General features: G+C 35.8%; 27 protein-coding genes. 6 read left to right on the forward strand and 21 right to left on the reverse strand.

Annotated features, from left to right (window positions below; genetic code table 11):
* Positions 1-106 precede the first annotated feature (106 nt).
* Together bshC and QRY57_RS19370 are read right to left on the reverse strand one after the other, a co-directional pair.
* The gene (gene bshC / locus QRY57_RS19365) at positions 107-1,723 is read right to left on the reverse strand and encodes a bacillithiol biosynthesis cysteine-adding enzyme BshC (protein ID WP_286015891.1); all 1,617 of its coding nucleotides are present in this window, start codon (positions 1,721-1,723) and stop codon (positions 107-109) included.
* 79 nt (positions 1,724-1,802) lie between these two features.
* Positions 1,803-2,690 carry a 2-dehydropantoate 2-reductase gene (locus QRY57_RS19370; RefSeq protein WP_286017906.1) on the reverse strand — a complete coding sequence of 296 codons (888 nt, stop codon included), beginning with the start codon at positions 2,688-2,690 and terminating at the stop codon, positions 1,803-1,805.
* 305 nt (positions 2,691-2,995) lie between these two features.
* Here QRY57_RS19370 and QRY57_RS19375 point away from each other — a divergent pair, with 305 nt between their 5' ends.
* A complete protein-coding gene (locus QRY57_RS19375; protein WP_286015892.1) occupies positions 2,996-3,469 on the forward strand; it encodes an N-acetyltransferase in 474 nt (157 codons plus the stop codon).
* Positions 3,470-3,495: 26 nt separating this feature from the next.
* On the opposite strand, the gene QRY57_RS19380 is transcribed toward QRY57_RS19375, so the two are convergent.
* From QRY57_RS19380 to QRY57_RS19390, 3 genes are all read right to left on the reverse strand, one after another.
* A complete protein-coding gene (locus QRY57_RS19380) occupies positions 3,496-4,017 on the reverse strand; it encodes an RsfA family transcriptional regulator (RefSeq protein ID WP_026590235.1) in 522 nt (173 codons plus the stop codon).
* A gap of 128 nt (positions 4,018-4,145) precedes the next feature.
* Complete coding sequence (gene rpmF / locus QRY57_RS19385) at positions 4,146-4,319, reverse strand: 50S ribosomal protein L32 (protein ID WP_001984764.1); 174 nt, start codon at positions 4,317-4,319, stop codon at positions 4,146-4,148.
* A gap of 61 nt (positions 4,320-4,380) precedes the next feature.
* Positions 4,381-4,881, reverse strand: a complete 501-nt coding sequence (locus tag QRY57_RS19390) for a YceD family protein (RefSeq protein WP_026590234.1) — start codon at positions 4,879-4,881, stop codon at positions 4,381-4,383.
* Between the two features lie 153 nt (positions 4,882-5,034).
* Here QRY57_RS19390 and QRY57_RS19395 point away from each other — a divergent pair, with 153 nt between their 5' ends.
* A complete protein-coding gene (locus QRY57_RS19395; protein ID WP_286017907.1) occupies positions 5,035-6,276 on the forward strand; it encodes a nucleotidyltransferase in 1,242 nt (413 codons plus the stop codon).
* Positions 6,277-6,302: 26 nt separating this feature from the next.
* On the opposite strand, the gene QRY57_RS19400 is transcribed toward QRY57_RS19395, so the two are convergent.
* Both QRY57_RS19400 and QRY57_RS19405 read right to left on the reverse strand, forming a co-directional pair.
* Positions 6,303-7,328 (reverse strand): SepM family pheromone-processing serine protease, encoded by a 1,026-nt coding sequence (locus QRY57_RS19400; protein WP_208017077.1) that lies wholly within the window; start codon positions 7,326-7,328, stop codon positions 6,303-6,305.
* Positions 7,321-8,112: a patatin-like phospholipase family protein gene (locus QRY57_RS19405; protein WP_286015893.1), complete on the reverse strand. Its 792-nt coding sequence runs from the start codon at positions 8,110-8,112 to the stop codon at positions 7,321-7,323. Before QRY57_RS19405 ends, QRY57_RS19400 begins: the two co-directional genes overlap by 8 nt.
* A 114-nt stretch (positions 8,113-8,226) precedes the next feature.
* On the opposite strand from QRY57_RS19405, the gene ylbJ reads away from it, so the two are divergent.
* Positions 8,227-9,459: a sporulation integral membrane protein YlbJ gene (gene ylbJ / locus QRY57_RS19410; protein WP_090687271.1), complete on the forward strand. Its 1,233-nt coding sequence runs from the start codon at positions 8,227-8,229 to the stop codon at positions 9,457-9,459.
* On the opposite strand, the gene coaD is transcribed toward ylbJ, so the two are convergent.
* Both coaD and rsmD read right to left on the reverse strand, forming a co-directional pair.
* On the reverse strand, positions 9,451-9,942 hold the full coding sequence (gene coaD, locus QRY57_RS19415; protein WP_026590229.1) for a pantetheine-phosphate adenylyltransferase: 492 nt from the start codon (positions 9,940-9,942) through the stop codon (positions 9,451-9,453). The two genes, ylbJ and coaD, sit on opposite strands and share 9 nt — an antisense overlap.
* Positions 9,939-10,505 carry a 16S rRNA (guanine(966)-N(2))-methyltransferase RsmD gene (gene rsmD, locus QRY57_RS19420; RefSeq protein WP_090687273.1) on the reverse strand — a complete coding sequence of 189 codons (567 nt, stop codon included), beginning with the start codon at positions 10,503-10,505 and terminating at the stop codon, positions 9,939-9,941. The genes coaD and rsmD overlap by 4 nt, the downstream gene beginning before the upstream one ends.
* A 566-nt stretch (positions 10,506-11,071) precedes the next feature.
* Here rsmD and QRY57_RS19425 point away from each other — a divergent pair.
* A complete protein-coding gene (locus QRY57_RS19425; protein ID WP_026590227.1) occupies positions 11,072-11,461 on the forward strand; it encodes a DUF7147 family protein in 390 nt (129 codons plus the stop codon).
* Between the two features lie 69 nt (positions 11,462-11,530).
* Here the strand turns inward: QRY57_RS19425 and QRY57_RS19430 are convergent, their stop codons facing one another.
* The 6 genes from QRY57_RS19430 to QRY57_RS19455 form a co-directional block, all read right to left on the reverse strand.
* The gene (locus QRY57_RS19430; protein WP_026590226.1) at positions 11,531-11,797 is read right to left on the reverse strand and encodes a YlbG family protein; all 267 of its coding nucleotides are present in this window, start codon (positions 11,795-11,797) and stop codon (positions 11,531-11,533) included.
* 127 nt (positions 11,798-11,924) lie between these two features.
* Complete coding sequence (locus tag QRY57_RS19435; RefSeq protein WP_286015894.1) at positions 11,925-12,377, reverse strand: YlbF/YmcA family competence regulator; 453 nt, start codon at positions 12,375-12,377, stop codon at positions 11,925-11,927.
* A 106-nt stretch (positions 12,378-12,483) separates the two neighbouring features.
* The gene (locus tag QRY57_RS19440; RefSeq protein ID WP_286015895.1) at positions 12,484-13,056 is read right to left on the reverse strand and encodes a histidine phosphatase family protein; all 573 of its coding nucleotides are present in this window, start codon (positions 13,054-13,056) and stop codon (positions 12,484-12,486) included.
* A 78-nt stretch (positions 13,057-13,134) separates the two neighbouring features.
* Positions 13,135-13,380, reverse strand: coding sequence for a YlbE-like family protein (locus QRY57_RS19445; protein WP_286015896.1), 246 nt, complete (start codon positions 13,378-13,380; stop codon positions 13,135-13,137).
* A gap of 12 nt (positions 13,381-13,392) precedes the next feature.
* Complete coding sequence (locus QRY57_RS19450) at positions 13,393-13,818, reverse strand: YlbD family protein (protein ID WP_286015897.1); 426 nt, start codon at positions 13,816-13,818, stop codon at positions 13,393-13,395.
* Positions 13,819-13,907: 89 nt separating this feature from the next.
* Positions 13,908-14,945: a CAP domain-containing protein gene (locus QRY57_RS19455; RefSeq protein WP_286015898.1), complete on the reverse strand. Its 1,038-nt coding sequence runs from the start codon at positions 14,943-14,945 to the stop codon at positions 13,908-13,910.
* 205 nt (positions 14,946-15,150) lie between these two features.
* Here QRY57_RS19455 and QRY57_RS19460 point away from each other — a divergent pair, with 205 nt between their 5' ends.
* Positions 15,151-15,516 carry a YugN family protein gene (locus QRY57_RS19460; protein ID WP_026590220.1) on the forward strand — a complete coding sequence of 122 codons (366 nt, stop codon included), beginning with the start codon at positions 15,151-15,153 and terminating at the stop codon, positions 15,514-15,516.
* Positions 15,517-15,550: 34 nt separating this feature from the next.
* Here QRY57_RS19460 and ctaG read toward each other — a convergent pair whose 3' ends face one another.
* The 6 genes from ctaG to cyoE all read right to left on the reverse strand — a co-directional run bounded on the left by ctaG (position 15,551) and on the right by cyoE (position 21,475).
* Positions 15,551-16,456, reverse strand: coding sequence for a cytochrome c oxidase assembly factor CtaG (gene ctaG, locus QRY57_RS19465; RefSeq protein WP_286015899.1), 906 nt, complete (start codon positions 16,454-16,456; stop codon positions 15,551-15,553).
* 88 nt (positions 16,457-16,544) lie between these two features.
* Positions 16,545-16,883: a cytochrome c oxidase subunit IVB gene (gene ctaF, locus QRY57_RS19470; protein ID WP_026590218.1), complete on the reverse strand. Its 339-nt coding sequence runs from the start codon at positions 16,881-16,883 to the stop codon at positions 16,545-16,547.
* Between the two features lie 3 nt (positions 16,884-16,886).
* Positions 16,887-17,510 (reverse strand): cytochrome c oxidase subunit III, encoded by a 624-nt coding sequence (gene ctaE, locus QRY57_RS19475; RefSeq protein ID WP_286015900.1) that lies wholly within the window; start codon positions 17,508-17,510, stop codon positions 16,887-16,889.
* On the reverse strand, positions 17,510-19,345 hold the full coding sequence (gene ctaD / locus QRY57_RS19480) for a cytochrome c oxidase subunit I (RefSeq protein WP_286017908.1): 1,836 nt from the start codon (positions 19,343-19,345) through the stop codon (positions 17,510-17,512). The genes ctaE and ctaD overlap by 1 nt, the downstream gene beginning before the upstream one ends.
* Positions 19,346-19,405: 60 nt before the next feature.
* On the reverse strand, positions 19,406-20,455 hold the full coding sequence (coxB, locus tag QRY57_RS19485; RefSeq protein ID WP_026590215.1) for a cytochrome c oxidase subunit II: 1,050 nt from the start codon (positions 20,453-20,455) through the stop codon (positions 19,406-19,408).
* A gap of 96 nt (positions 20,456-20,551) precedes the next feature.
* Positions 20,552-21,475 carry a heme o synthase gene (cyoE, locus tag QRY57_RS19490; protein WP_090687281.1) on the reverse strand — a complete coding sequence of 308 codons (924 nt, stop codon included), beginning with the start codon at positions 21,473-21,475 and terminating at the stop codon, positions 20,552-20,554.
* A 481-nt stretch (positions 21,476-21,956) separates the two neighbouring features.
* Between cyoE and QRY57_RS19495 the strand changes: the two genes are divergently transcribed.
* On the forward strand, positions 21,957-22,895 hold the full coding sequence (locus QRY57_RS19495; RefSeq protein WP_286015901.1) for a COX15/CtaA family protein: 939 nt from the start codon (positions 21,957-21,959) through the stop codon (positions 22,893-22,895).
* The last annotated feature ends 66 nt before the right edge of the window (positions 22,896-22,961 follow it).

Consider the following 22,961-nt stretch of genomic DNA (forward strand, 5'->3'; position numbering starts at 1 on the left):
TGTTCTCCATATCACACTCTTGTTTATATAGTTTGATAATTCAGTTTTTTACTTTACATTTAATTCCACAAATCAAAAATAAAATCCTGCTCCTAAGAGCAAGATTTTATAGTTTTATAATATGATGTTTCCCGTCCCAAGAGTACGATTGTTTCGTTACCCGTTCAACAAAATCTAATCCAAACTGATTTAAATAATAACATATATTCCATACACGCTCCTGCGGTGCGCCTAACGGACGGAGAGCGTATTGTACACGCCTGAATTTATTCAGCTCTACTTCATTTTTTTTCTCAACATTCCGCTTTAACATTCTTTCTAACAATTCAATTTGCTCTTTAATTTTCCGCTCATTTTTCTCAGCAAATTTCTGCATTCCTGGGTCTATTTTTGTTACAAACTGTCGTAAAGAAGTATGAATATCGATCATTTTCTCTGTCGCTTCTATAAATCGTTCACCAATCGGCTCTTCTATTTGATTAGAAAGCCACTCTTCACGTAACATATCTATACTCTTTACAAACAGATCACTCTCTTGTAATTGCAAATCGTGTAAATCTGTTGAAATATCACGTTCCACATAACTAATTGTGAGCCTTGGAATAACCGGAGGTACCTGAAATCCGAACACATGAAATACTCGTTGCAATTCACTCCAGTAAGCAATTTCACCAGGCCCTCCAATAAATGCTAATGTCGGAAATATATATTCTTGCATAAGTGGTCTCGTTACAACATTATTACTAAATCGTTCCGGACTTCTTTCCATTTCCGCTATCAATTCTTCATACGAAAATGAATAAGCACCATCTTTCCCAACAAATTGCCCATTCTCTTCTTCTAACAACACACGTTCTTCATCAATTTGCATAAATATGTGTACCGCATTTGATTTTGTTTCAATAATCGGTTTATATCCTTGTTCTCTTATTAATTGCTGTTGTTTATGAAGACTCATTTGCACTTCTTGATATCGACTTAATATTTGTTTAAAAAAAGAGACTTCCAATTTTCTTAACGCTGGATGATGTGAATCAACAAGAATCAAGCCTGAATCTACAAATAATTTCATAATAAGATGCGCAAAGAAATCCACATAAGTACGCGAATTCTGCAAGGCATCTTCAACAAACTGTAATACGTCCTTTGTAAAATTCGTTTCTGGATATGTTTTAAAAATTTCTTCAATCCACTTTCTACAATCTTCTTTTGAAAGCTCAGACTCAGATGCACTCGCTTTTTTTAGAAGACGATCATGAAAAATCGTCTTTTTTATTTTTTTATTTTTCGTTACAAACACATGATTAATTTCATCGATATCATGATCTTCACCAGCAATCCAAAAAACAGGAACGACACGTACTCCTAAACTCGCCTCTTTTTCTTTTGCAAGCTGTAAAATCGAAATAATTTTATGCACTGTATAAAGAGGTCCTGTTAATAGTCCCGCTTGCTGTCCTCCAACAACAACATATGTATTTTCATCCGCTAGCGCCTTTATATTCTGAAGAGTATGCTCTCCAGCATGTAAATTAGTATTATACTCTAATAAATGTGCCACTAAATCTTGACGGAAAAATTTCTTATTACGCAAATCATGCAGACGTTGCCCGAATCCTTCTTCTGTCAACGGATAATCAAAGTATGCCTGCGCTTCTTTCTTACCCTTCATATAGTCCGCCACAACACCTTGTAGTGGAACAGAGATCTCTTTTATCTCCATATAATTCTTCCTTTCCTATCCTGTTCTCTCACCAATCCAAATTGTAGTCAATGTTTCATGTAAAAGCAAAGAATATCTCTTATACTTCTAATCCCTTTATGGAATTGTATACAAATTGCAGTACTGGAACTTGTTTTTGCTGTTTCCGTGCTTCCTCCATCACATAACCAATAATAGCGTCAATTTCCGTTTCCCGGCCCGCTCTTATATCAGCTAACATAGATGATGTATTACTGGCTGTGGTTTCACATACACGACAAACCAATAGCCACAAATCTTCTTTTCTTTCCTCCCCTACAAGAAACACGACCTCCTGAAATATTTGCTCCATGACTCTATAAAAATAAGGGTTCGACAGCAACACTCCGTTTTGTATACCAAATAAAGCTGTTAGCGGATTAATGCATACATTTATTACAAGTTTATAATACATCGTCTGTTTCCAATCTTCTTCGACTTGCACCGAAAAATATTTTGGAGAAAAACAATCTAATAGTGAATCAAATTGAGACAACTCTCCATTTACCACCCCAAATTTTGTAACTCCTACTCCTGTATGATTCACTGTATATTTATTTTCTTTTTTTGCTCCATGCTCTACAATTCCCACTGCTATATTTTCACATTTTATTTCTTGCAAGATATGCAAATGAGACATCCCATTTTGCAAAAAGATAATCCGTCTTTGTTCTTTTATAAAAGGAAGAATATTCACTAGATGATATTGTTTTACAGCAATGAACAGATAGTCCATTTGTTCATCTACAATATTCTCTAAGGGCATAGCATTTATAAATACCGTTTCCATTTCTCCCTTACGAATACATTTTATTCCCTCCTGAACTAACTTTTCAGCTTGTTCTACCGTTCTTGTAAATAATGTAACATCCCGTTTGTTCTTTTTTAAATAAAATGCAAAAAGCAGACCAATCGCTCCCGGACCAACAATCCCAATTTTCATCTCTATCCTTCAGAAGCTCCTAACCGGTACCAAAATAAATTATATCCTACCATCAACTAGAAGCCTTCTGATTTCCCCCTCTCTATACTTGTCCTAACATTGATTATATCTTAATTTATATTTCAACAATCGAAAGTACATTTCATAAATATGTATAAATCCCCTTCCTATGACTAGTGTAGCAAACACTTCAAAAAAATACCGAAAGAAATACTCTATTTTCTTCATAAAAACGAAAAAATGAGTTATAATATTATTGAAAATATTTATACTTTTCTTTATTTTACAAACTGAGAAGAGGATGTGATGTAATGACATTCCCAAAAGTTGAGCGCTTGCTCATCAATTATAAAACGTTAGACGAATTTAAAAAATTTAAGGGCTGTGGTGCCCAAGAACTCTCCATGTTTGAAGAATTACAAGCAAATATTATTGAAAATGATAGCGAATCTCCCTTTTACGGCATTTATTACGGCGGATCCCTTATCGCACGTATGAGTTTGTACATGAGGAGACACGGTGAGTCCAACCCTGAGATTACTGGACCTTACGTAGAACTTTCAAAACTTGAGGTGTTACCAAACTTTCAAAAACAAGGTTTTGGTCAAATGCTTGTTAACTATGCAAAACAACTACAATTTCCAATCAAAACAACAGCCCGTATACACTCTGCTGCGTTTTGGGATAAACAAAATTTCGAGCAAGTATCAACGGCTGATGGCGAATTTTATATTTGGCATCCAGAAACTAATTTGAATGCGGTTACAAACGAAGAATCTGCATAAATAAAAACAGCTGTTATCAGCTGTTTTTATTTTTTCAACTTTTCTAATGTTTCATGCTCATGAATCGTATCTCTTTCTTTTGTCTCTAACACCATCACACTTCTTTTTCGATCAATATAATCAAGCAAAGTACGATACTCTTCTTCATATACAGATAAACGCTGAAGAAGCCATTCCTTTTCCTTTTGTAGCAATTCAATTTTTTGATGTAATTCTTTTACCTCTTTTTCATCTTTATATTTTTGTAAAAAGGTAATAACATCATCTAACGTAATCGATACAGGAGAAAGCTCCACTACTTTCGGTTGCCTTACTTCATAACTTTCTGCCTTACGAATTTGTTTGGCCTCTTCAATACGTTCCTTATATTGCTTTCTAACGTAAGAATTCCATCTAAATCCACATGCTGCAGGTGTACGAGATAAATGCCTTCCTACCTCTTTAAATGCGGAAAGTTGCGTTCCACCTTCACGAATATGCCGGAGTACCACTTCTGCCAGAAGTAAATCTTCATCATCAGTCCATGCATCTTGTCTTGTTGTCGCCATTCCTCTAGTCCTCCTTATGCATTTTTTATTAAGCATATGCAGTTACTAGAAAAGATAGAATACCTACATGTAAAGTTAAGACAAAAAAAATAAACGTAGAAGATATTCTTCTACGTTTATTTCCGCAATTACTTGCTGATTACTTCTTTACCTTTGTAAGTACCGCATGCTTTACATACACGGTGAGCTAATTTCGCTTCACCACAGCTTGGGCACTCTACCATACCAGGTACTGATAATTTGAAATGCGTACGACGCTTTCTTTTTACTGTTTTAGAAGTTCTTCTAAAAGGTACAGCCATTCTTCCCACCTCCTTAAAAGAAATAGTTATTTTCATATGAAGGCCTGAACCAGTCTTCCGATTATTTGTCAAAAAACTTCGCAAGTCCTGCCAATCTTGGATCAACAGGCTTTTCTTTGCTTTCTTCCGAAATCACTTGCCAGTCTTGACCTTGCGTCGGTGCTCCACCGGAAACATCATCACTGAAAATTTGCATTGGAATCTCCAAAAGTATATTTTCCTTGATTATAGGGAGTAAGTCAAGTACTTCTCCTTCTAAGTAATGGATTTCCGCTTCCGTTTCATACTCTTCTGCTGAAGTTTGGAACACCTCAGTTGTTTTAATGTCAAATGGTAATGTTACATCTACTAAAGAGCGAGAACATGGTAACACCATGCTTCCAGTTATATGTAGATGAAACGTAAACTTACTAGAGCCAAAATCAACTCTACCTGTTACATGAACAGGACTAATTTTACGAATTTCTTTCTCGACTTCTTTTAGCTCACTTACATCTACCATCTCATCCAATGTCAATCCTTTATGTCTCAATTTGTTTAATTGATGGATGGACCATTTCATATCATATCACCTCAAGGCAACAAACAAAATTATAGCTAGCCATTTTATATTTGTCAATGTTTTTTCTTTACACTATAATGAAGTCATTATAGGAAATAATATATAGATTATCATGTTTTCAGAAAAGATGCTACATCGAAAGGAGAGATTATCATAAAGGCTAGTGGTATTATTGTGGAATATAACCCCTTTCATAACGGTCATGCTTATCATGTGCAACAAACAAAAAAGTTAACACAGTGCGACATTACAATCGCTGTCATGAGTGGACCATTTTTACAGCGCGGTGAACCAGCTCTCGTATCAAAATGGCAGCGAACCAAAATGGCTCTAGCTGGGGGCGTAGATCTTGTTGTTGAACTCCCTTATGCATTCGCAACACAAAAGGCCGAAACATTTGCTAGCGGAGCTATTTCTATTTTAGATGCGCTTGGCGTTTCTGAAATTTGTTTTGGCAGTGAGGATGGAAAAGTTCAAAATTTCTATAACACCATTTCGTTACGCCAAAAAGAAAATGATACTTTCAATCAACTTGTACAGCAATTTATGGATAATGGAAACAGCTATGCAAAAGCAACTTCTCAAGCCTTCTTACATATCTTATCGGACAGCAATACTGTTGATATGTCACAGCCAAATAATATATTAGGCTTACATTACATTGAAGCAATTCTTTCCCAGAAAAGTTCAATTCATGCACATACCATTGAAAGATTCGCATCTCATTATCATGACGAAACCTTTCAAGATAACCATATTGCAAGTGCCACCAGCATTCGCAAACAATTATTTAGTGAAAATGATTCATTCACAACCATTTATCCCTTTGTACCAAATTTTACTGCATCTTTTTTAGAAAGCTATAACCAAACCTATCACATGCTACATTGTTGGGAGAAGTATTTCCCATTTTTTAAATACAAACTTTTGACAATGTCTTCCAAGGAGCTACAACATATATATGAGATAGAGGAAGGATTGGAGCATCGTATTTTATCAAAAATACATAATAGCTCTTCATTTCTTACTTTCATGGAAGCGTTAAAAACAAAACGTTATACATGGACTAGATTACAACGAGCGTGTACACATATTTTAACGAATACAACAAAAGAAGAAATGGAGAAGGCGCATACAGAGCAATATTCACCATATATACGTTTACTTGGTATGTCACAAAAAGGACAAACTTATGTTTCGAAACATAAAAAAAGTCTAGGACTCCCTCTTCTTACTCACACAAAGACATTCAAGCATCCTGTTCTAGATATAGAGCGAAAAGCAAACGCTGTTTATTTTTCAGTGCTACAAGAACCGCTACGTACAAAATGTATACAAAAAGATGTAACGCAACATCCTATTCGGTATGATGAAACAATAAATACCTTTTTATAAAAAAGTAAACCTCTCTTGCGAGAGGCTTACTTTTTTTCTGACATTTTTTCCAAGTATGTTAATGCATCATCCAATGTATCTACTGGTACAATTTTCATCTTCGTCTTAATATCTTTTGCTGCTTCAAGTGCTTCTTTATAATTCGATTTCGATGCCCCTTTTTCATTTGGAGCAAAGAATATTTCTGCACCCGCATCACTAGCTGCTACAACCTTTTGCTGAATACCACCTATAGGACCGATTTCTCCCTTTTCATTAATTGTTCCTGTCCCAGCAATTTCATGGCCTTTTGTCATGTCTTTTTCAACTAATTGATTATAAATTTCTAATGTAAACATTAATCCCGCCGAGGGCCCACCAATTTCGTGCGAGTCGATTTTCACTTTTGGATCTACGACTAATTCTCTTTCAGTGACAATAGAAACTCCGATTCCCACACGCCCCTTACCATCAGGAATTTGTTTTAATGTTAACTTTTCCTCAAAACGTTTTCCATCTCGAACATATTCAATATGTACTACTTCCCCTTCTTTTTTCCCTGCCATGTGCGCAGTAAATTGGTCTATCGTTTCAAAAGGCTGACCGTCAGCAGCGACAATTACATCTCCCAGTTTTAATTTTCCTTCAGCGGACATATTCTTTGCAATCCCAGCAACTAATACTCCTTTATTTTGAAAAGAAACCGGACGATTCGCACGTTTATATGCATTATAAATCGCTGCATTTTGTGAATCTTTCATTGCATACGCTTGGCGGAATTGGTATTCCTCATCACTCTCACCTTTTTGCAAAATTTCCTCTGCTTTAGAAATGTGATTATATTTATTAAATTGGGCAGCTATTAAGTTTACAACATTCGCTGGCCCCATTGAAACTGTCACAAGCATAAAATCACCTGATTCTTTCTTTCCACCATCAACTTGTACATATGGTTCTAATTTCGCAGCCATACCTGGCTTTGTTACATAATATGGAAGGCGTACGTAGACAAGTAACATCGCCAATATAACTCCAATTAAAATTGCATATATAAACCGAAAACGCTTAAACATTATTTTTCTCCTTCCACTGCTCAACTAATAAGTAAATTTTCTGAATATGCTTCTCCGCCTCTTCTTCTCCAACTCGAATAATGTCTTCAATATTGGTAAAAGCACGAGAACTAAATTGTTCTACTGCCGGACGCATCATTAAATCCGAAGCAATTTGCCGATTGACAACAAGTTCATGCTGCATAATTTCAATGCTCTGCATGATAACATCATAAATGGATGTAATTTCTCCGTTCACCTTAATAGGCGATACATCTACAGCAATCACAATATCCGCACCTAGCTCTTTTACGACAGATACAGGAATACGATCAATTACCCCACCGTCCACTAATAAACGACCATCTATTTTCTCAGGTACAAACACTCCTGGCACAGAAATACTTGCTCTGACCGCATCAGCAATAGAACCGCTTGTAAATACAACTTTTTCCCCCTTTAAAATGTCAGTGGCCACAACTGCAGTTGGGATATCTAACTCTTCTAATTTTTTATTATATGTAAACATTTTAATCATATCTTTTACACGCTTTCCAGAAATAAAGCCCATTTTGGGTACAGTAAAATCCAAATAGTATTTTCGTTTAAATAATGTAGCCATTCGATATAGCCTCTCTACGTTGCAACCCGCTGCATAAAATGTACCAATCAATGCCCCCATACTACTTCCGGCAATCATATGGATGGGGATATTCGCCTCTCGTAACACTTTAATCACACCGACATGCGCAAAACCTTTCGCACCTCCAGATCCAAGAGCTAAACCTATTTTCGGTTCCTTCATTTCTCTCACCCTTAAAATTTTTTTGTCCTCTTTTTCATACTTATGGTCTAAACTCACCATGTATCCACGTATACTGAAGTGAACGTTTTTGGGACAAAGGGGGGCTACGTTAAAATGTATGAAAAATGGAAAACAGCTTTTCTCACCATAACGATGATATTTCTAACATTTTCTCTCGTACTTCACCCCCAAGCCGCTTTGCAAGCTTCTATTCGCGGATTAAATATATGGTGGGAAGTTGTCTTTCCTTCGCTATTACCTTTTTTTATCGTTGCGGAGCTTTTAATTAGTATAGGTGTTGTAAAGTTTATCGGTGTTATATTAGAACCGCTTATGCGCCCACTCTTCCGTGTACCTGGTATTGGAGGCTTTGTTTGGGCAATGGGGATGGCTTCTGGCTTTCCTGCAGGCGCCAAATTAAGTGCCAGACTAAGGCAAAGTAACCAGCTAACTCAAATAGAAGCAGAACGGCTCGTATCATTTACCAACTCTTCTAATCCACTATTTATTTTTGGAGCTGTTTCTATTGGCTTTTTTAACAATCCAAAATTAGGTTTTATATTAGCTACTGCACATTACGTTAGCAACTTTACTGTCGGTTTACTTATGCGTTTTTACGGCAACAACAATACTTACATAAAGGAAAAACAATCCATTCAAAAACGTCCCTTACAGCACGCTTTTTCAATCCTCCATGAGACACGTTTGCAAGAGAACAGACCGATTGGAAAACTACTTGGTGATGCTATTATTTCCTCTATTCAAACTTTACTCATGATTGGCGGATTTATTATTTTATTCTCCGTTTTAAATAAAATGATTACCGTCTTCCAAATCACAACAGCACTAGCTCTTATTATGCAACATATTTTAACATTCTGCCAACTATCGCCACACTTTAGCATCCCCATCTTGTCAGGGCTTTTCGAAATGACACTGGGTAGCCAAATGATTAGCCAAACCAATCATACTACAATTCTTGAACAAGCAATGGTCACAAGCTTTATCCTCGCATTTAGCGGCCTTTCTATCCAAGCTCAAGTGGCAAGCATTTTAGCCGAAACTGATATTCGCTTTAAGCCTTATTTCTTTGCAAGAATTATCCAAAGTATTCTCGCCCCAATATACACCTTTATATTTTGGGTACCACTTTACGAAAAATTACATTCTTTTTCACCAAATCAACAAGATATTCCGGTTTTCTTATCAAATCAGTCTTCTATTCTTACAAAGGCTTGGGATATATTGCTTCACTACGGCCCTACTTTTACACTATTTTGTTTATATCTATATGTTATTTTATTATTCTTACGCATAATAAATAAAGAAAAACCCCGTTCATCTTAACGGGGTTTGAAACTTTTCTTTTAAAGCGCGCTCTACAACAGAAGGAACAAGACCAGCTACATTCCCACCATAACGAGCCACTTCCTTCACAATGCTCGAACTTAAAAATGAATATTGATTATTTGTCATAATAAAAAATGTTTCAATGTTTTCATCTAACTTACGATTCATTGATGTAATTTGCATTTCATATTCAAAATCAGAAACCGCACGTAAACCACGTAAAATCGCGTTTGCATTACGCATTTTTGCATACTCAACTAACAGTCCGCTATGCGAATCAACTTTTACGTTTGGAATATCTTTTGTTGCTTCTCGAATTAGCTCTAGACGCTCTTCTACTGAAAAAAACGGTTTCTTAGAAGAATTATTTAAAACAACAACATATACTTCATCAAACACCTTTGCGCCCCTTTTAATAATATCCAAATGTCCAAGAGTTATTGGATCAAAACTTCCTGAAGAAATTGCTATACTTGTCATTCGGTCTCCTCACCTTCATACTTATAAATCGAAATCGCCGTAATACCATAATTTTCTGCTCTTACCTTTACAAGTCTACCTATCGTCTCAGGTAAGACTATATCATCCCCATGTTCTGCCATAATCAATCCATCTTCGTTCAATACTCCATGTTGGTCCATAACACTAATTAACGAAATGATTTTTTGATCTTTGTATGGTGGATCTAACAGTATGAGATCAAATGATAATTCACGCTTAATTAGCGCCTTCAAAGCGCGCTCTGCATCATTTCTATACACTTCAGCTTGATCATGTACTCTGCAGCTTTCTAAATTTTGATGAATTACCTTCACCGCTTTATTATCTCGATCAACAAAAATAGCTTTGTCAATCCCTCTGCTAAGTGCTTCAATCCCAAGTCCTCCGCTACCTCCAAATAAATCGAGAGCAACTCCTCCCTCGAAATAAGGACCAATCATATTAAAAATGGCTTCTTTTACTTTATCTGTTGTTGGTCGCGTTGTATTACCTGGTACAGCCTTAAGTGGATGCCCTTTACATTTTCCTGAAACTACTCTCATTCGCTGTCACTACCTTTATTTCAATCTATCGAGCGATTATTACAAACACATATCCGCTTTGGTAATCGCTATCAAATCCCAATATTTCCTGGCTATTTTCCCATTAAAGGATAACCTAATCCGCTACCTATTAAAAGAAAAAACACTTTATTTCTTTTAATAGCCATCATTGTATGATCACTTTCCAGTATCCAATATGTATATTCATCTCACTATATGCGAGTAAAATCTCTTCTACTGATACAAGTTTCCCTTTATCTTTTTTATCCTATCATAAAATAAAAAAAAGCAAAATAAAAAGCCTACGATAAAATTTAAATTCATTATGTATATCTTCATTTAGATTGGACATAAATAAATATAACAACATCACCTTCGATGTTGTTGCCAACCGCGGAGAAGACTTACGTTTCCCCATAAGTTCTTCCTCCGGTTTCTCCTCTCCCTTTGCCTTCTTGCTAGTACATACTAGTATAAGAAGGGCCCTGCTTTGCAGGGTTTTTTTCTTTGCGTTCTTTTCATTTTAAAAATGAAATGATACAGTAAAAGAAAGAGGAGGAAATAATATGATTCAACGTTTTATTGAACTAGGAGAAGGCTACTCCGATTTATATGAATTACTTGAGATTGCGAAAACAAATAAAGACCGTGTGTCACATATGTTACAATTCGAAACCTTAAAAAATGATAAAAAAGTATGCTCACTAGTTGTTGTTCTGAAACCAACAACAGTTGGTGATTTCCAACCGCTATATATATGTCGCGAAGGGATTCCTATACTTGAAAATAAAAAAAGCAAACGAATTGTTTTATTCGAAGAAACAGCTGAACAAATTGAAAAAAATGTCGTTTCTTTTACTGTAAAACCTTCTACAACTTTCCCAGAAAAAGAATTATATTTTAATCACCTTATCGGCATTTTACGAATGAATCATTTCATTCCTCCAATGCAGTAGCAATTTATACCCATTGTATTTTTATTAAAATAAAGAATCCCCCCACTAAAATTAGTGGGGGGATTCTCCTTAACTATAGTCGTATTCTTTCGCACGATCCGGACGCGAATTTTCAAATTCCGTTTTAAGAAACGGGCGATATGACTGCTCAATTTTTTTCACAAAAGGAAGCTTATTTAGCTTTTGCATCATATGCTCTATTTGCTCTACATCACAATATACAACTGCATATTTCAAACGCTTTGATATGTAATGAATATTACCATATTTCCTTAAAATTTTGGCATGTTTCAATGAATGTAAATAAACAATCATACTTTGTCGTTGCCCGAACATAATCTTCTCCATCTTCTCCTTTTATATACTCATATTCTTGTATTTTATAAAAATCAATCAGAAATTTGTGAAATTATAGAACAAATTCTGTATACGTTTTCTTCCATATTCTAAAAAACGGGGCACATCACCCCGTTTTTTTACAACCGCAACTTCCACCAGAGCCACACCCGCTTCCGCAGCCACCTGCATCAAAAAACGGATTTCCAGTAGGAACTTTAATCGCAGATGATACTTCGGAACCAATTGCTGCACTGACTTCATCTAATAGTTTTTGCAAAGTATTTTCCGCTTTTTTAAAAGCAGATATCTTTTCATGCAAGTCTACAGAACGTTTTAACTCTCGCATGTTTTTCGAAACGAAAGTATAATCAGGATGATATTTTCCAAAGCGTTGCACTTCTTCATATCGCTCTTTCATTACTGTAAATTGACCAATTAATGTTTGAGCCTCCAAATCTTCCTGTAATGCCTTATAACATTTACGATAGCTCTTAGCTATATCGGAACAGACAATCGCTTTTGCAAGCTGTTCTGCTTCGTCTAATATCATTACGCTTTCAAGCGTCGCTACAATCATGAGAGACACCTCCGAGTATCCATCATAACACATTTAGAACAGAACTACTAATTTGAATATAAAGTTAAAAGTTCTATTACTGAAAATACTCATCCATTATAATTTCTTATACGCAAATATGCTCGGCAATATTATATCGTAGTACGTCCCAGCTTCCATTCTCTTCTTTTACATAACTAATACACGCATTTTTTAATGGCGTTTTAAATGTAATTTCATCAGGTGAGATTGCGTGTAACATTGCTTTTATCGCATGTGAATGTGCAACAATAATAACACGTTTACCCACATGTACTTGTGCAACGTCTTGCAATGCAGCAAAGCAGCGTTTTACAATCTCTTCATCTGTCTCCATACCTTCTACATTTCCCTCTGCAATAAGCTCTCTAACTGCAGGAACTGGTTTTCCTGAAGCCTCTCCAAAATTCCGTTCAACAAACCGCTCATCTAGAAGAATAGACTGTATTCCAACAGCATCGCTAATTGCCTGTGCTGTTTCTTGCGCTCTAATTAAGGGACTACTAATAATTGCATCCCACGTTTCCAATTTTAATGCAGCTGCACTTTGACTGGCTTGCTTTTTCCCAACTTCATTAAGTGGAATGTCTTCACGCCCTTGAATAATCTCTTGAAAATTCCAATCAGTTTGTCCATGTCGCACTAAACAAATTTCCGTCATGCTGTAACTCCTTTTTTTCAATAATCTGTTTCTATTGTAACAAATGTTTCGCATGACGGACATAGTTTTTCCTTCCAATTATGTTGCATTCTGCTGCTTCATATATTGAAACATGTCAATCATAATAGAAGCAACCGCCAGTTGATTTTGAAATTTTGCAACTTTATCAGGAATTGTCTTTTTATAATACTGTAAGGCAGCTAATTCAAAAGCCTCCTTCTCCTTAGGATTACGTGATAATTTCCGATACCAATGGGGTTGTTCACGAATATAACGCTCTAAATCTTTGTCAGCTTTTATAAATTCCATAAGTTCTACCCTCATCCTCTTTTCCTCCTAATCTTTTCGAAAGAAAAACGGATTATTTTCAGAAGTTCTTTGCTCAGGTTGTGTACGATTCCCTTGAAATTGTTGAATAACTTGTTGTACACTCCCAATTGCACTTGTTACATTAGCTAGATGCTGCTGCATTTGTTCTGCATCTAATTTTTTTAAAAACGAAAGCATTTGTCCCATTAAATCAGCAGCTTTTTCATCATTATTTTCTGTACGATTCTCTTGTATAGGAGAAGAAATCGCTTCTCCATCCGCTTTATAAGCATTCCACATTTCATCTTGCTCCCCAAGTAAATACCATTCCTCATAAAATTGTTGCCATGTTTTTTGACCGTTTCGAACTTCATGAACCATTTTAGGGTGATGGTTTACAAACTCTTTAAATTGTTGAACAGAAGGATGTAACGGTCCTTTTGTCTTTGTCATAATCCTCACCTCTTCAGATGTATCTACTATATTGTAAGAAAAAAAAGGCGCATGGTTCGCCTATTTTTAGACGTTTCATGCACCTTTTCTTATTTTCTAATGAAATTTTGAGTATAGAATTTATCGAAGACCCCAACACCTAGTCCAGTAAATTGTTCATTTAACAAGTTTTTCCGATGCCCTTCGCTATTCAGCCAACCTTGCACTGCCGCGATTCCATCAGTATGCTGCGCTGCTATATTTTCTCCCGCTAGTTGAAAAGTGACTTGACCACGTTGTAATCGATCTCCTAAAGTTCCAAATTTCGGTGAATCATGTGAAAAGTAATTATTCTCTTTCATATCTTTACTATGTCCAAAAGCTACTTCAGCTGTTTGTTGATCCCATGTTAGTAATGGCAATTGATGACGACTACGAATAATATTAGTCAAATCTAGAATTTGTTGCATATTCCCATGTTCTACTTGTGCCATTTTTTCCTGAGGGATTGATGGCTCCGTCCCTAATTCTCCAGAATAAACAAGCTGATACGGTCTTTGTCGAAGCAATGTTTCATCATCCATATACCTAATTCCAACAAGTTTATGTGTAAACCGATCAAAGTATAACTGCGCCCAATCATCTTCTTCTATCGAAACAAGTGGTTGTTCTGCAATTTCAGTATCAGATAATTCAAATTGGTAACTGTTCCTTCCTTTTTCTAAAGAAATTTCATGTGAAAATGGATTTTTTTTATAGACATCTTCATACTTTTCATTCATATGAAACGGGGCTACATCCACTTGATCACCAGCAACATAAGCTGTTACAATTTTATGCTCTGCAACACCAAACTGTACATATTGTGATAAATCTTGATTATAAATCCACCATTCGTAACCATAAGCAGAAGGTTCGATTCGAGCTGGCTCACCCCATTTTGCTAATAAATTTTCCGAATCTCCTCCTATTAATTGGGAGATTGTCTCTGGAAAACCTTCATTTATCTGTTTCTTTTTCTTGACAATCTTATGTTCCTGCTTAGAATGAGATGGCTGTAATATATATTGCGAAACGAGTAATTTCCCGTATAAATCAATTGCTAAAATCAAAGCCGTAATCATTACGATACGTAATAATTTTTTCAAAAAATATACCTCCTGGTCAAACATAAAATTGAGATATACACAAAGCCCTGTCTTCTCTTTTGTTTGTACCATACTATTTTCACTATATCATATTTTTATAAAAAAAGCCGTGATTATCCCTTTTCTCTCAATATGAATTGCGATTTCTCATTATTCATACTATTATAAAATTAGATGGTTTCAAATAAAAATAAGGAGGAATTCTATGCAGTTTACAAATTCAAAACTTATAGACGCAACTATTGATTTTACACTTCTCACAGAAGTCATGCAAAATCATCATTTCGTACTTGCTGGACAGTGGGATTATGAACGAGTTACATATGACTATAAATTTGAAATATTAAAGGATGTATACTATTTACGGGTTCAAGGATTTGCTGTAGAAGGAGAAATCGGAGGACGACACGCACAAGTTAAATTACTTCCCCCATTGTTAGGAAAACACTATTATCCACATGGTGTTGAATATGGAGAGAATGAAAATTTCCCTACAAACGTACTTCAAAAAAGCGAACAACTACTGCAAAATATTGAAAAGGAATTGAAGGAATTTCAAATTATCGAGTAAATAAAACAGGCATGTCCATGTGGACATGCCTGTTTTATTTCGTTTGCAAATAAGGAGGTACTGCCTGTAGTTGCTCCTCATCTTTTTTACGTTCCTTACGTGCCCATTTAAAAAATACATAGCCAATAATTGTACCATATACTATCTCCTGGACAATTTTCATAATGATACCACCTGTTTGTTGATCTTGTACAATCGGCATCCAGTGTAAAAATTCTGGTCCGGTTATATTTAAATCAGCCAGTGTCCCTACAGGCACACAAAGCTCCATCGCTTTCATCCATGCACTTGGATCCGTATATGTAACAAACAATGATTCGCTAGCAAATATGATTAGCGCACAAGCTGGTGTCAATAATATACCGTTCGCAAACATATAGCCAATTTTTTTAATTTCACTTAATGTTTGATACTCCGGCAATGGATTTAGCATAGGCCACCACATCATCATTGCTGTAAAAAATAAAACAGCAAGAAAAATAGGATGAGCGACTTGATTTTGTTTTACAGCATCAAACACAACCGGCAAATGATAAATGGAAAATAATCCATTAAATACAAACAGGGCAATAAGCGGTTTTGTAAACATATTCAACATCACCTGGATAAAACGAAAAGAAGTAATATATTTATATAACCAAATCGGAATTCCTAATAACAATAATGGTGGTACCGCAATATACATCACTGCCATTTCAAACATATGTGCACTAAATACAATATGTCCAAGTAAATCAATAGGTCCACCCTTTACAAAATACAATAGGACAATCCCAGTCGTAAAATAAAATATCTGCTTTTTATTTACCTTATCTGCATTTTCGAACCGATTTCTATATGGCCCAATAATAAGAAAGTAACAGATAAGGATAGACACCATAAAAAGTAAAAAGATCGGGCTCCATAAAGCTTGAAAACCAAATATCCATAAGTTGCTCATTTTTACACCCACCCTTTCAATTTGAATTCCTTACCCTCATAGGAAAAAGGGAGCGAAGATAACTTCAAGCTCCCTATCCTTTGCTTTTTTAAACCCAGATAATCGTCATAAAAGCTAAAATGGTTAATAATCCAACTAATAACCCTGCATATAAGAAAAAGGCCGCTGTTTCATGTCCCTTATGACTCATATGCATGAAATAGTACAATTGAAATATTACTTGCACAACAGCTAACAATAAAATAAATGGTACTGAGAAAAGAGGACTAAATGTTTTCGGATAAGCGACTGCCACAAAAGCTACAATCGTTAAGAAAATCATTAGACCAAATGTAATCACTTGATGCCTCATTTCCTCTGCACTTTTTCTTCTACGATAAACAAGATCTACCTTTGAGTTACTTGTGTTTGTTTGCTTTATCGCCATTGTTTATCCCACCATTCCCATCAAATATACTACAGTGAAAATAAACACCCAAACTACATCGATAAAGTGCCAGTAAATCGATGCGACGTAAAACTTTGGAGCATTATATAAATTTAGCCCTCGCTTCGCATTCCGAAAAACTAATGTTGAGATCCATAACAATCCGAACAATACGTGTAATCCATGAGTTCCAACAAGCGCATAAAACGCTGAACCAAATGCACTGCTTTTCATCGTATGTTTGAATTCATGTGTATAATGATAAAATTCATAAATCTCAAATCCTAAAAACCCCAAGCCTAATAGTACTGTAACAATTAACCAAAGCTGCATTTGCTTAAAGTTAAAATTCTTCATATGATACATCGCATACACGCTTGTTAAACTACTTGTTAACAAAAGCATTGTCATGATAAAGACAAGTGGCATTTGAAACATTTCTTGAGAAGTGGGGCCGCCATTTGTAGAATTTTTTAATGCTAAATATGTGCCAAATAAGGAAGCGAACAATACAGTTTCGCCTCCAAGGAATAGCCAAAATCCAACAAACTTATTTTTCCCCTCAAGGGTTGCTTTTTCAGGCTCTGCCGGAAATGTTTCATTTGTTAATTTTTCCTCTACATGCATTACGCTGTGCCCCCCTTATCATCCAAATCTTCTTTATGAATATGATAACCATGGTCATCAATTACTGAACGTAAGAACATTGCACCAAACGTAATGATAAGCCCAATTATTGCAACCAGGAGCCAAAACTTATCTTTTCCACCTTGCATGTACATTGCACCAAATGCCGCTATAAATAGCCCAAGCGAAATAACAAATGGTGAAAATGAAGAGTTTGGCATATGAATGTCACTCACAGGCTCTGCTGGTGTCATCTCTTTATTCCCTTCACGTTTCTCAATCCAAAACGGATCCAGACCTCGAACGAATGGTAATTGCTTAAAGTTATATTCTGGTGTCGGAGCTGGTATTGACCATTCTAATGTACGACCATCCCATGGATCACGACCCGCTTTCTCTTTAGACAATGATGTTTTCACAACATTGAATAAAAGAACAATCGTTCCAAGTCCCATAAATACAGCACCAATCGAACTAATTAAGTTCCCTGTTTCTAATCCTTGTCCTGGTAAATACGTAAAGTAGCGACGCGGCATACCAATTAAACCAAGGAAATGTTGGATAAAGAATGTTAAATGGAAGCCGATAAAGAACAACCAAAATGTAATTTTCCCTAGTGTTTCATTTAATACTCTGTTAAACATAAGTGGCCAATAATAGTGTGCACCGGCTAATAATCCAAATACAACCCCACCAACGATTACATAGTGGAAATGTGCCACAACGAAATAGTTATCATGAAATTGATAGTCAGCAGGCGCTGAAGCAAGCATAACCCCTGTTACTCCTCCCATTACGAATGATGGGATAAACGCAACAGCCCACATCATTGGAGTTGTAAACCGAATACTTCCACCCCACATTGTAAAGAGCCAGTTAAATATTTTAATCCCCGTTGGGACTGCAATTGCCATTGTTGCAACTGAAAAAATAGCATTCGCAACAGGACCAAGGCCAACCGTGAACATGTGATGTGCCCATACCATAAATCCTAAAAATCCAATCAACACTGTTGCAAATACCATAGATGAGTAACCAAATAGTCGTTTTTTAGAAAATGTAGCGAAGATTTCTGAGAATATTCCGAAAGCTGGGAGTATAAGAATGTACACTTCTGGGTGACCAAAGATCCAGAATAAATGCTCCCATATAATCGTATTACCACCTAAAGCTGGGTTAAAGAAACTTGTACCAAATAGGCGATCTAACATAAGTAGTGCCAATCCGACTGTTAATGGTGGAAAGGCAAATAAAATAAGTGAAGACGTTACAAATGTTGTCCATGTAAACATCGGCATACGCATATAGGTCATTCCAGGTGCACGCATATTAATAATTGTGACAAGGAAGTTAATACCACCAATCAGTGTACCTATACCCGATATTTGTAATCCTAATACATAAAAGTCAATACCATGTCCTTTAGAAGCAAGAGATAACGATGCATAAGATGTCCATCCTGCATCAGGTGCTCCTCCCAAAAACCAACTTAAGTTTAAAAATACGCCTCCAAAGAAAAATAACCAAAATCCAAGTGAATTTAAAAATGGAAACGCCACATCGCGCGCCCCAATTTGAAGTGGCACAGCAGCGTTCATAAATGCAAACACGAGCGGCATAGCTGCGAGGAAAATCATTGTTGTACCGTGCATTGTTAATACTTGATTATAAGCATCCCCAACAAGAAAAGCATTGTTCGGAATGGCTAATTGAAGACGGATAAATAATGCTTCTATTCCGCCAATGATAAAAAATAACCCACCTGCAATTAAATAGAGAATGGCAATCTTTTTATGGTCTACTGTCGTCAAATAATCCCATATAACAGCACCCATCCCCTGTTTCTTTGCTACAGAACTCACGTTTTCAACCTCCCCTTCGCAAATAATCCCTTTTTACTTCTCAACTTTTAACGTTTTCAAATAGGCATTTAATGCCTCTATTTCATCGTCCGTTAAGTTGCCATATTTACCAGTCATTTTATTTCCTGGCTTCATATTTTCAGGATCCTTTAGCCATTTTTTTAGGTTTTCTTCATTATTTTCAGCAATGCCGGCAACCATATCGCGATCAGCAAAATTTGCTAGGTTTGGTGCGATACGTGCAGAAGGTGGTCTACTATCATTTGATCCAGTTGCATGACAACCGATACAGCTTTTGTTGAATATCTCTTTACCTTGTTGTTCTTTTGTAGAAGCTACTTCCTTCTTACCATCAATTTTCTTCATATCTGCAATCCAAGTTTTGTACTCGCTTTCATCAACAGCTTTCACTTTAAATTGCATTAAAGAATGTGATGGGCCACAAAATTCTGTACAAAAACCATTATAAGTGCCTGATTTATCTGCCTTTAACCACATTTTGTTTACATTATCTGTATTCGTATCCATTTTTCCAGCTAAAGATGGAACCCAAAATGAATGTTTAATATCAGCACCTTTCAGATTCAAATACACTTTTTTACCTGTGGGGATAACTAAATCTTGCGAAGTTACTATCTTTTCTGATTTGTAAGAAAATTCCCACCAATAAAGATTCGCTGTTACATCAACAACGATTGTATCTTTATCAATATTCTTTTTCTCCATCGCACTTACGTCAGCAAGTTTGAAGGTATATGTAACAGTCGGAACAGCCAATATTAGCAAAAGAATAATCGGAATAACTGTCCATATAATTTCTAGTTTGTGATTTCCTTCAACTTGCTTTGGAATATAATCCTCTTGGCCCTTCTTTTGTCGGAAACGCACAATTACATACAAGAAAATAATAGTAACTACAAGTACAACACCTACCATAATCGCACTTGCTAACAAGAGTAAATCATATTGCATTTTTGCTACTTCACCTTGCGGAATTAAAGTAGATTGAAAGGCTTTACCGCATCCCCCTAACAGTAAAGCCAGCAGTGAAACGAATGAAAGCAGTCGCCACTGTTTCTTCATACAAACAACCCCCACTTTCTTTGTGAATTAGATTGTACTTTATTTATAGTAAGTAAAGTAAATCTCAACGTAAAGAAATCCCCTCATGTCGTTGTCTTAGAAGAATGTAACTACAATCATTGACACAAATAAGATTGTCAAGTAATTCAAGGAGTAGACGAACATTTGTACAGACCATTTTATGTCATCCTTCTTACGGAATCCATAGAATCCTAATACGATCCATCCAATGTTAAGCAATGTTGCAATTACCATGAATGTTACTCCCAGTCCACTCATATAAAACGGTAGTGGTAATAAACATACTGTCCAAATCATGATTTGACGTTTTGTAATATCAAATCCATGTACAACAGGAAGCATTGGAATACCTGCATTTCGATATTCATCAACACGTTTCATCGCTAATGCGAGGAAATGTGGGATTTGCCAAACAAACATAATTAAAAATAGCATCCAAGCAATCGGATGATCTAAACTAGGATCAATTGCTGCCCAGCCAATTAAAGGTGGAACTGCTCCAGATACACTACCTACTACTGTATTTAGTGTGTATGCTCGTTTTGTCCATAATGAATACAAAACAACATATGTGAAAGCACCAATGAAACCAATCAATGCTGCCATCGGTGTTGTAAATAACAAGAATACAAAACCTAGAAGTAATAAAGTAATACCTAATGTTAACGCAAACCCAGGTTTATATTTTCCTGTTACTGTCGGACGATTTTTTGTCCGTTCCATTAAATGATCGATATCTCGATCAATATAATTATTTAAGCTACATGATCCTGCCATAATTAAAGCAGAACCGACAATTGTAAAGAACATTTTATCCAAATGGTTAGCAGCATTTAATCCATTAAAGTGTAAAGCCAACCAAAATCCTGTAAACACCGTAAGTGTATTTGAGTTTACAATCCCCATCTTAACGAGCGCTAATAAATCTTGTACACGTGTTGTTTCCGGCACATTTGTTATAGCTGACTCATCATGCAGCTCACTTGTTGCATGGTTCATCATTTCAACCCCCTCTTAAACGCGTCTTTCCTTTACAAAAGTATTACGCTTCTATATAGCAATATTATTACAGTAGAAATGTTGTTTTCCCACTCTACTACTAATCTACGCTCATACTCGAATATATTAAATCATATTTCCCGAACATTTTGTGAAGAAAACATGAACTTTTTGTGTCGAATAACAAAAAAGTTTCTCCTATTACTCCCTATCATAACACGAGATTATCTTCTATCATAAACTATTTTGTCATATTTAGCATGCATTCTCCTTATTTCTTTTTATAATAGAAGTATTTCCACTTAAAAACTGTAATATCTACACCGTTTTTTCTTATCCCAAGTACTTTATCCTCCCTCTTCATTTCTTTGCTATTTTATTATTTTTTATATATCATAGGACTGTAGCGCGTTTTGTTCTATAAAATTGATGGAATGAAAATATTTCGCAATAACTTCATAACAGAAAGATGGTGAAAAGATTGCAACGCTTTATTAAATGGTTAGCAGTCATTACAAGCCTTGACTTACTAGGGGTTTTATTAGGGGGGGCTTTAGTTACAAAAACAGGTTCAGGTCAAGGATGCGGAAAATCATGGCCACTTTGTAATGGTGAACTCGTTCCCTCTAATCTATCAATGGAAACAATTATCGAACTCAGTCACCGTTTAACATCAGGATCGGCAGGAATTCTCGTTACACTGCTTTGTATCTTATCATGGAAATATTATAAACATGTACGTGAAACAAAGACGCTTGCTATTTTATCATTTGTATTTTTAGTTGCACAAGCGCTAATGGGAGCAGCGGCAGTGGTTTGGGGACAAGTACCAGCTGTACTAGCTATTCATTTTGGTATTTCCTTAATTTCATTTGCTTCTGTCATTTTACTAGCCTGCCTTATTTTTGAAATTGACAAGAAATTCGATGCACGTTCTCTCATTATGGATAAAAAAATGAAGTTTCATATTTACGGTGTAACAATTTACAGCTATATCGTCGTCTATACAGGTGCTTTAGTACGTCATGAGCATGCTAGTTTGGCTTGTCCAGACTTTCCATTTTGTAGTAAAAACAGACCGTTTCCTACTCAATTGCATGAATGGGTTCAAATGGGACATAGGATTGCCGCAATATTAATATTTGCTTGGATCCTATACGCAATGATTCTTGCTATTCGCCACTATAAGCAACAGCGAGTTGTATATTTGGGATGGATTATCTCATTTATTCTCGTTACGCTTCAAGCAATTGTTGGTATTTTGGTTGTCTATACGAACGCTAGCCTCTCAATGGCACTGTTACATTCACTCTTTATCTCTTGTTTGTTTGCTGTATTATGTTATCTAGTGATGCTAGGTACAAGAAGTACAAGAAACGCAAAAGAGGCACAACAATCAACTACAACGCAAAATAAATAATCCTTTTAATAACTTGCCATTATAGCAAGTTATTATTTTTATATCAAAAAAAGAGCTACTTTTGAG

This window comes from Bacillus arachidis, assembly GCF_030285945.1.
Taxonomy (GTDB): domain Bacteria; phylum Bacillota; class Bacilli; order Bacillales; family Bacillaceae_G; genus Bacillus_A; species Bacillus_A arachidis.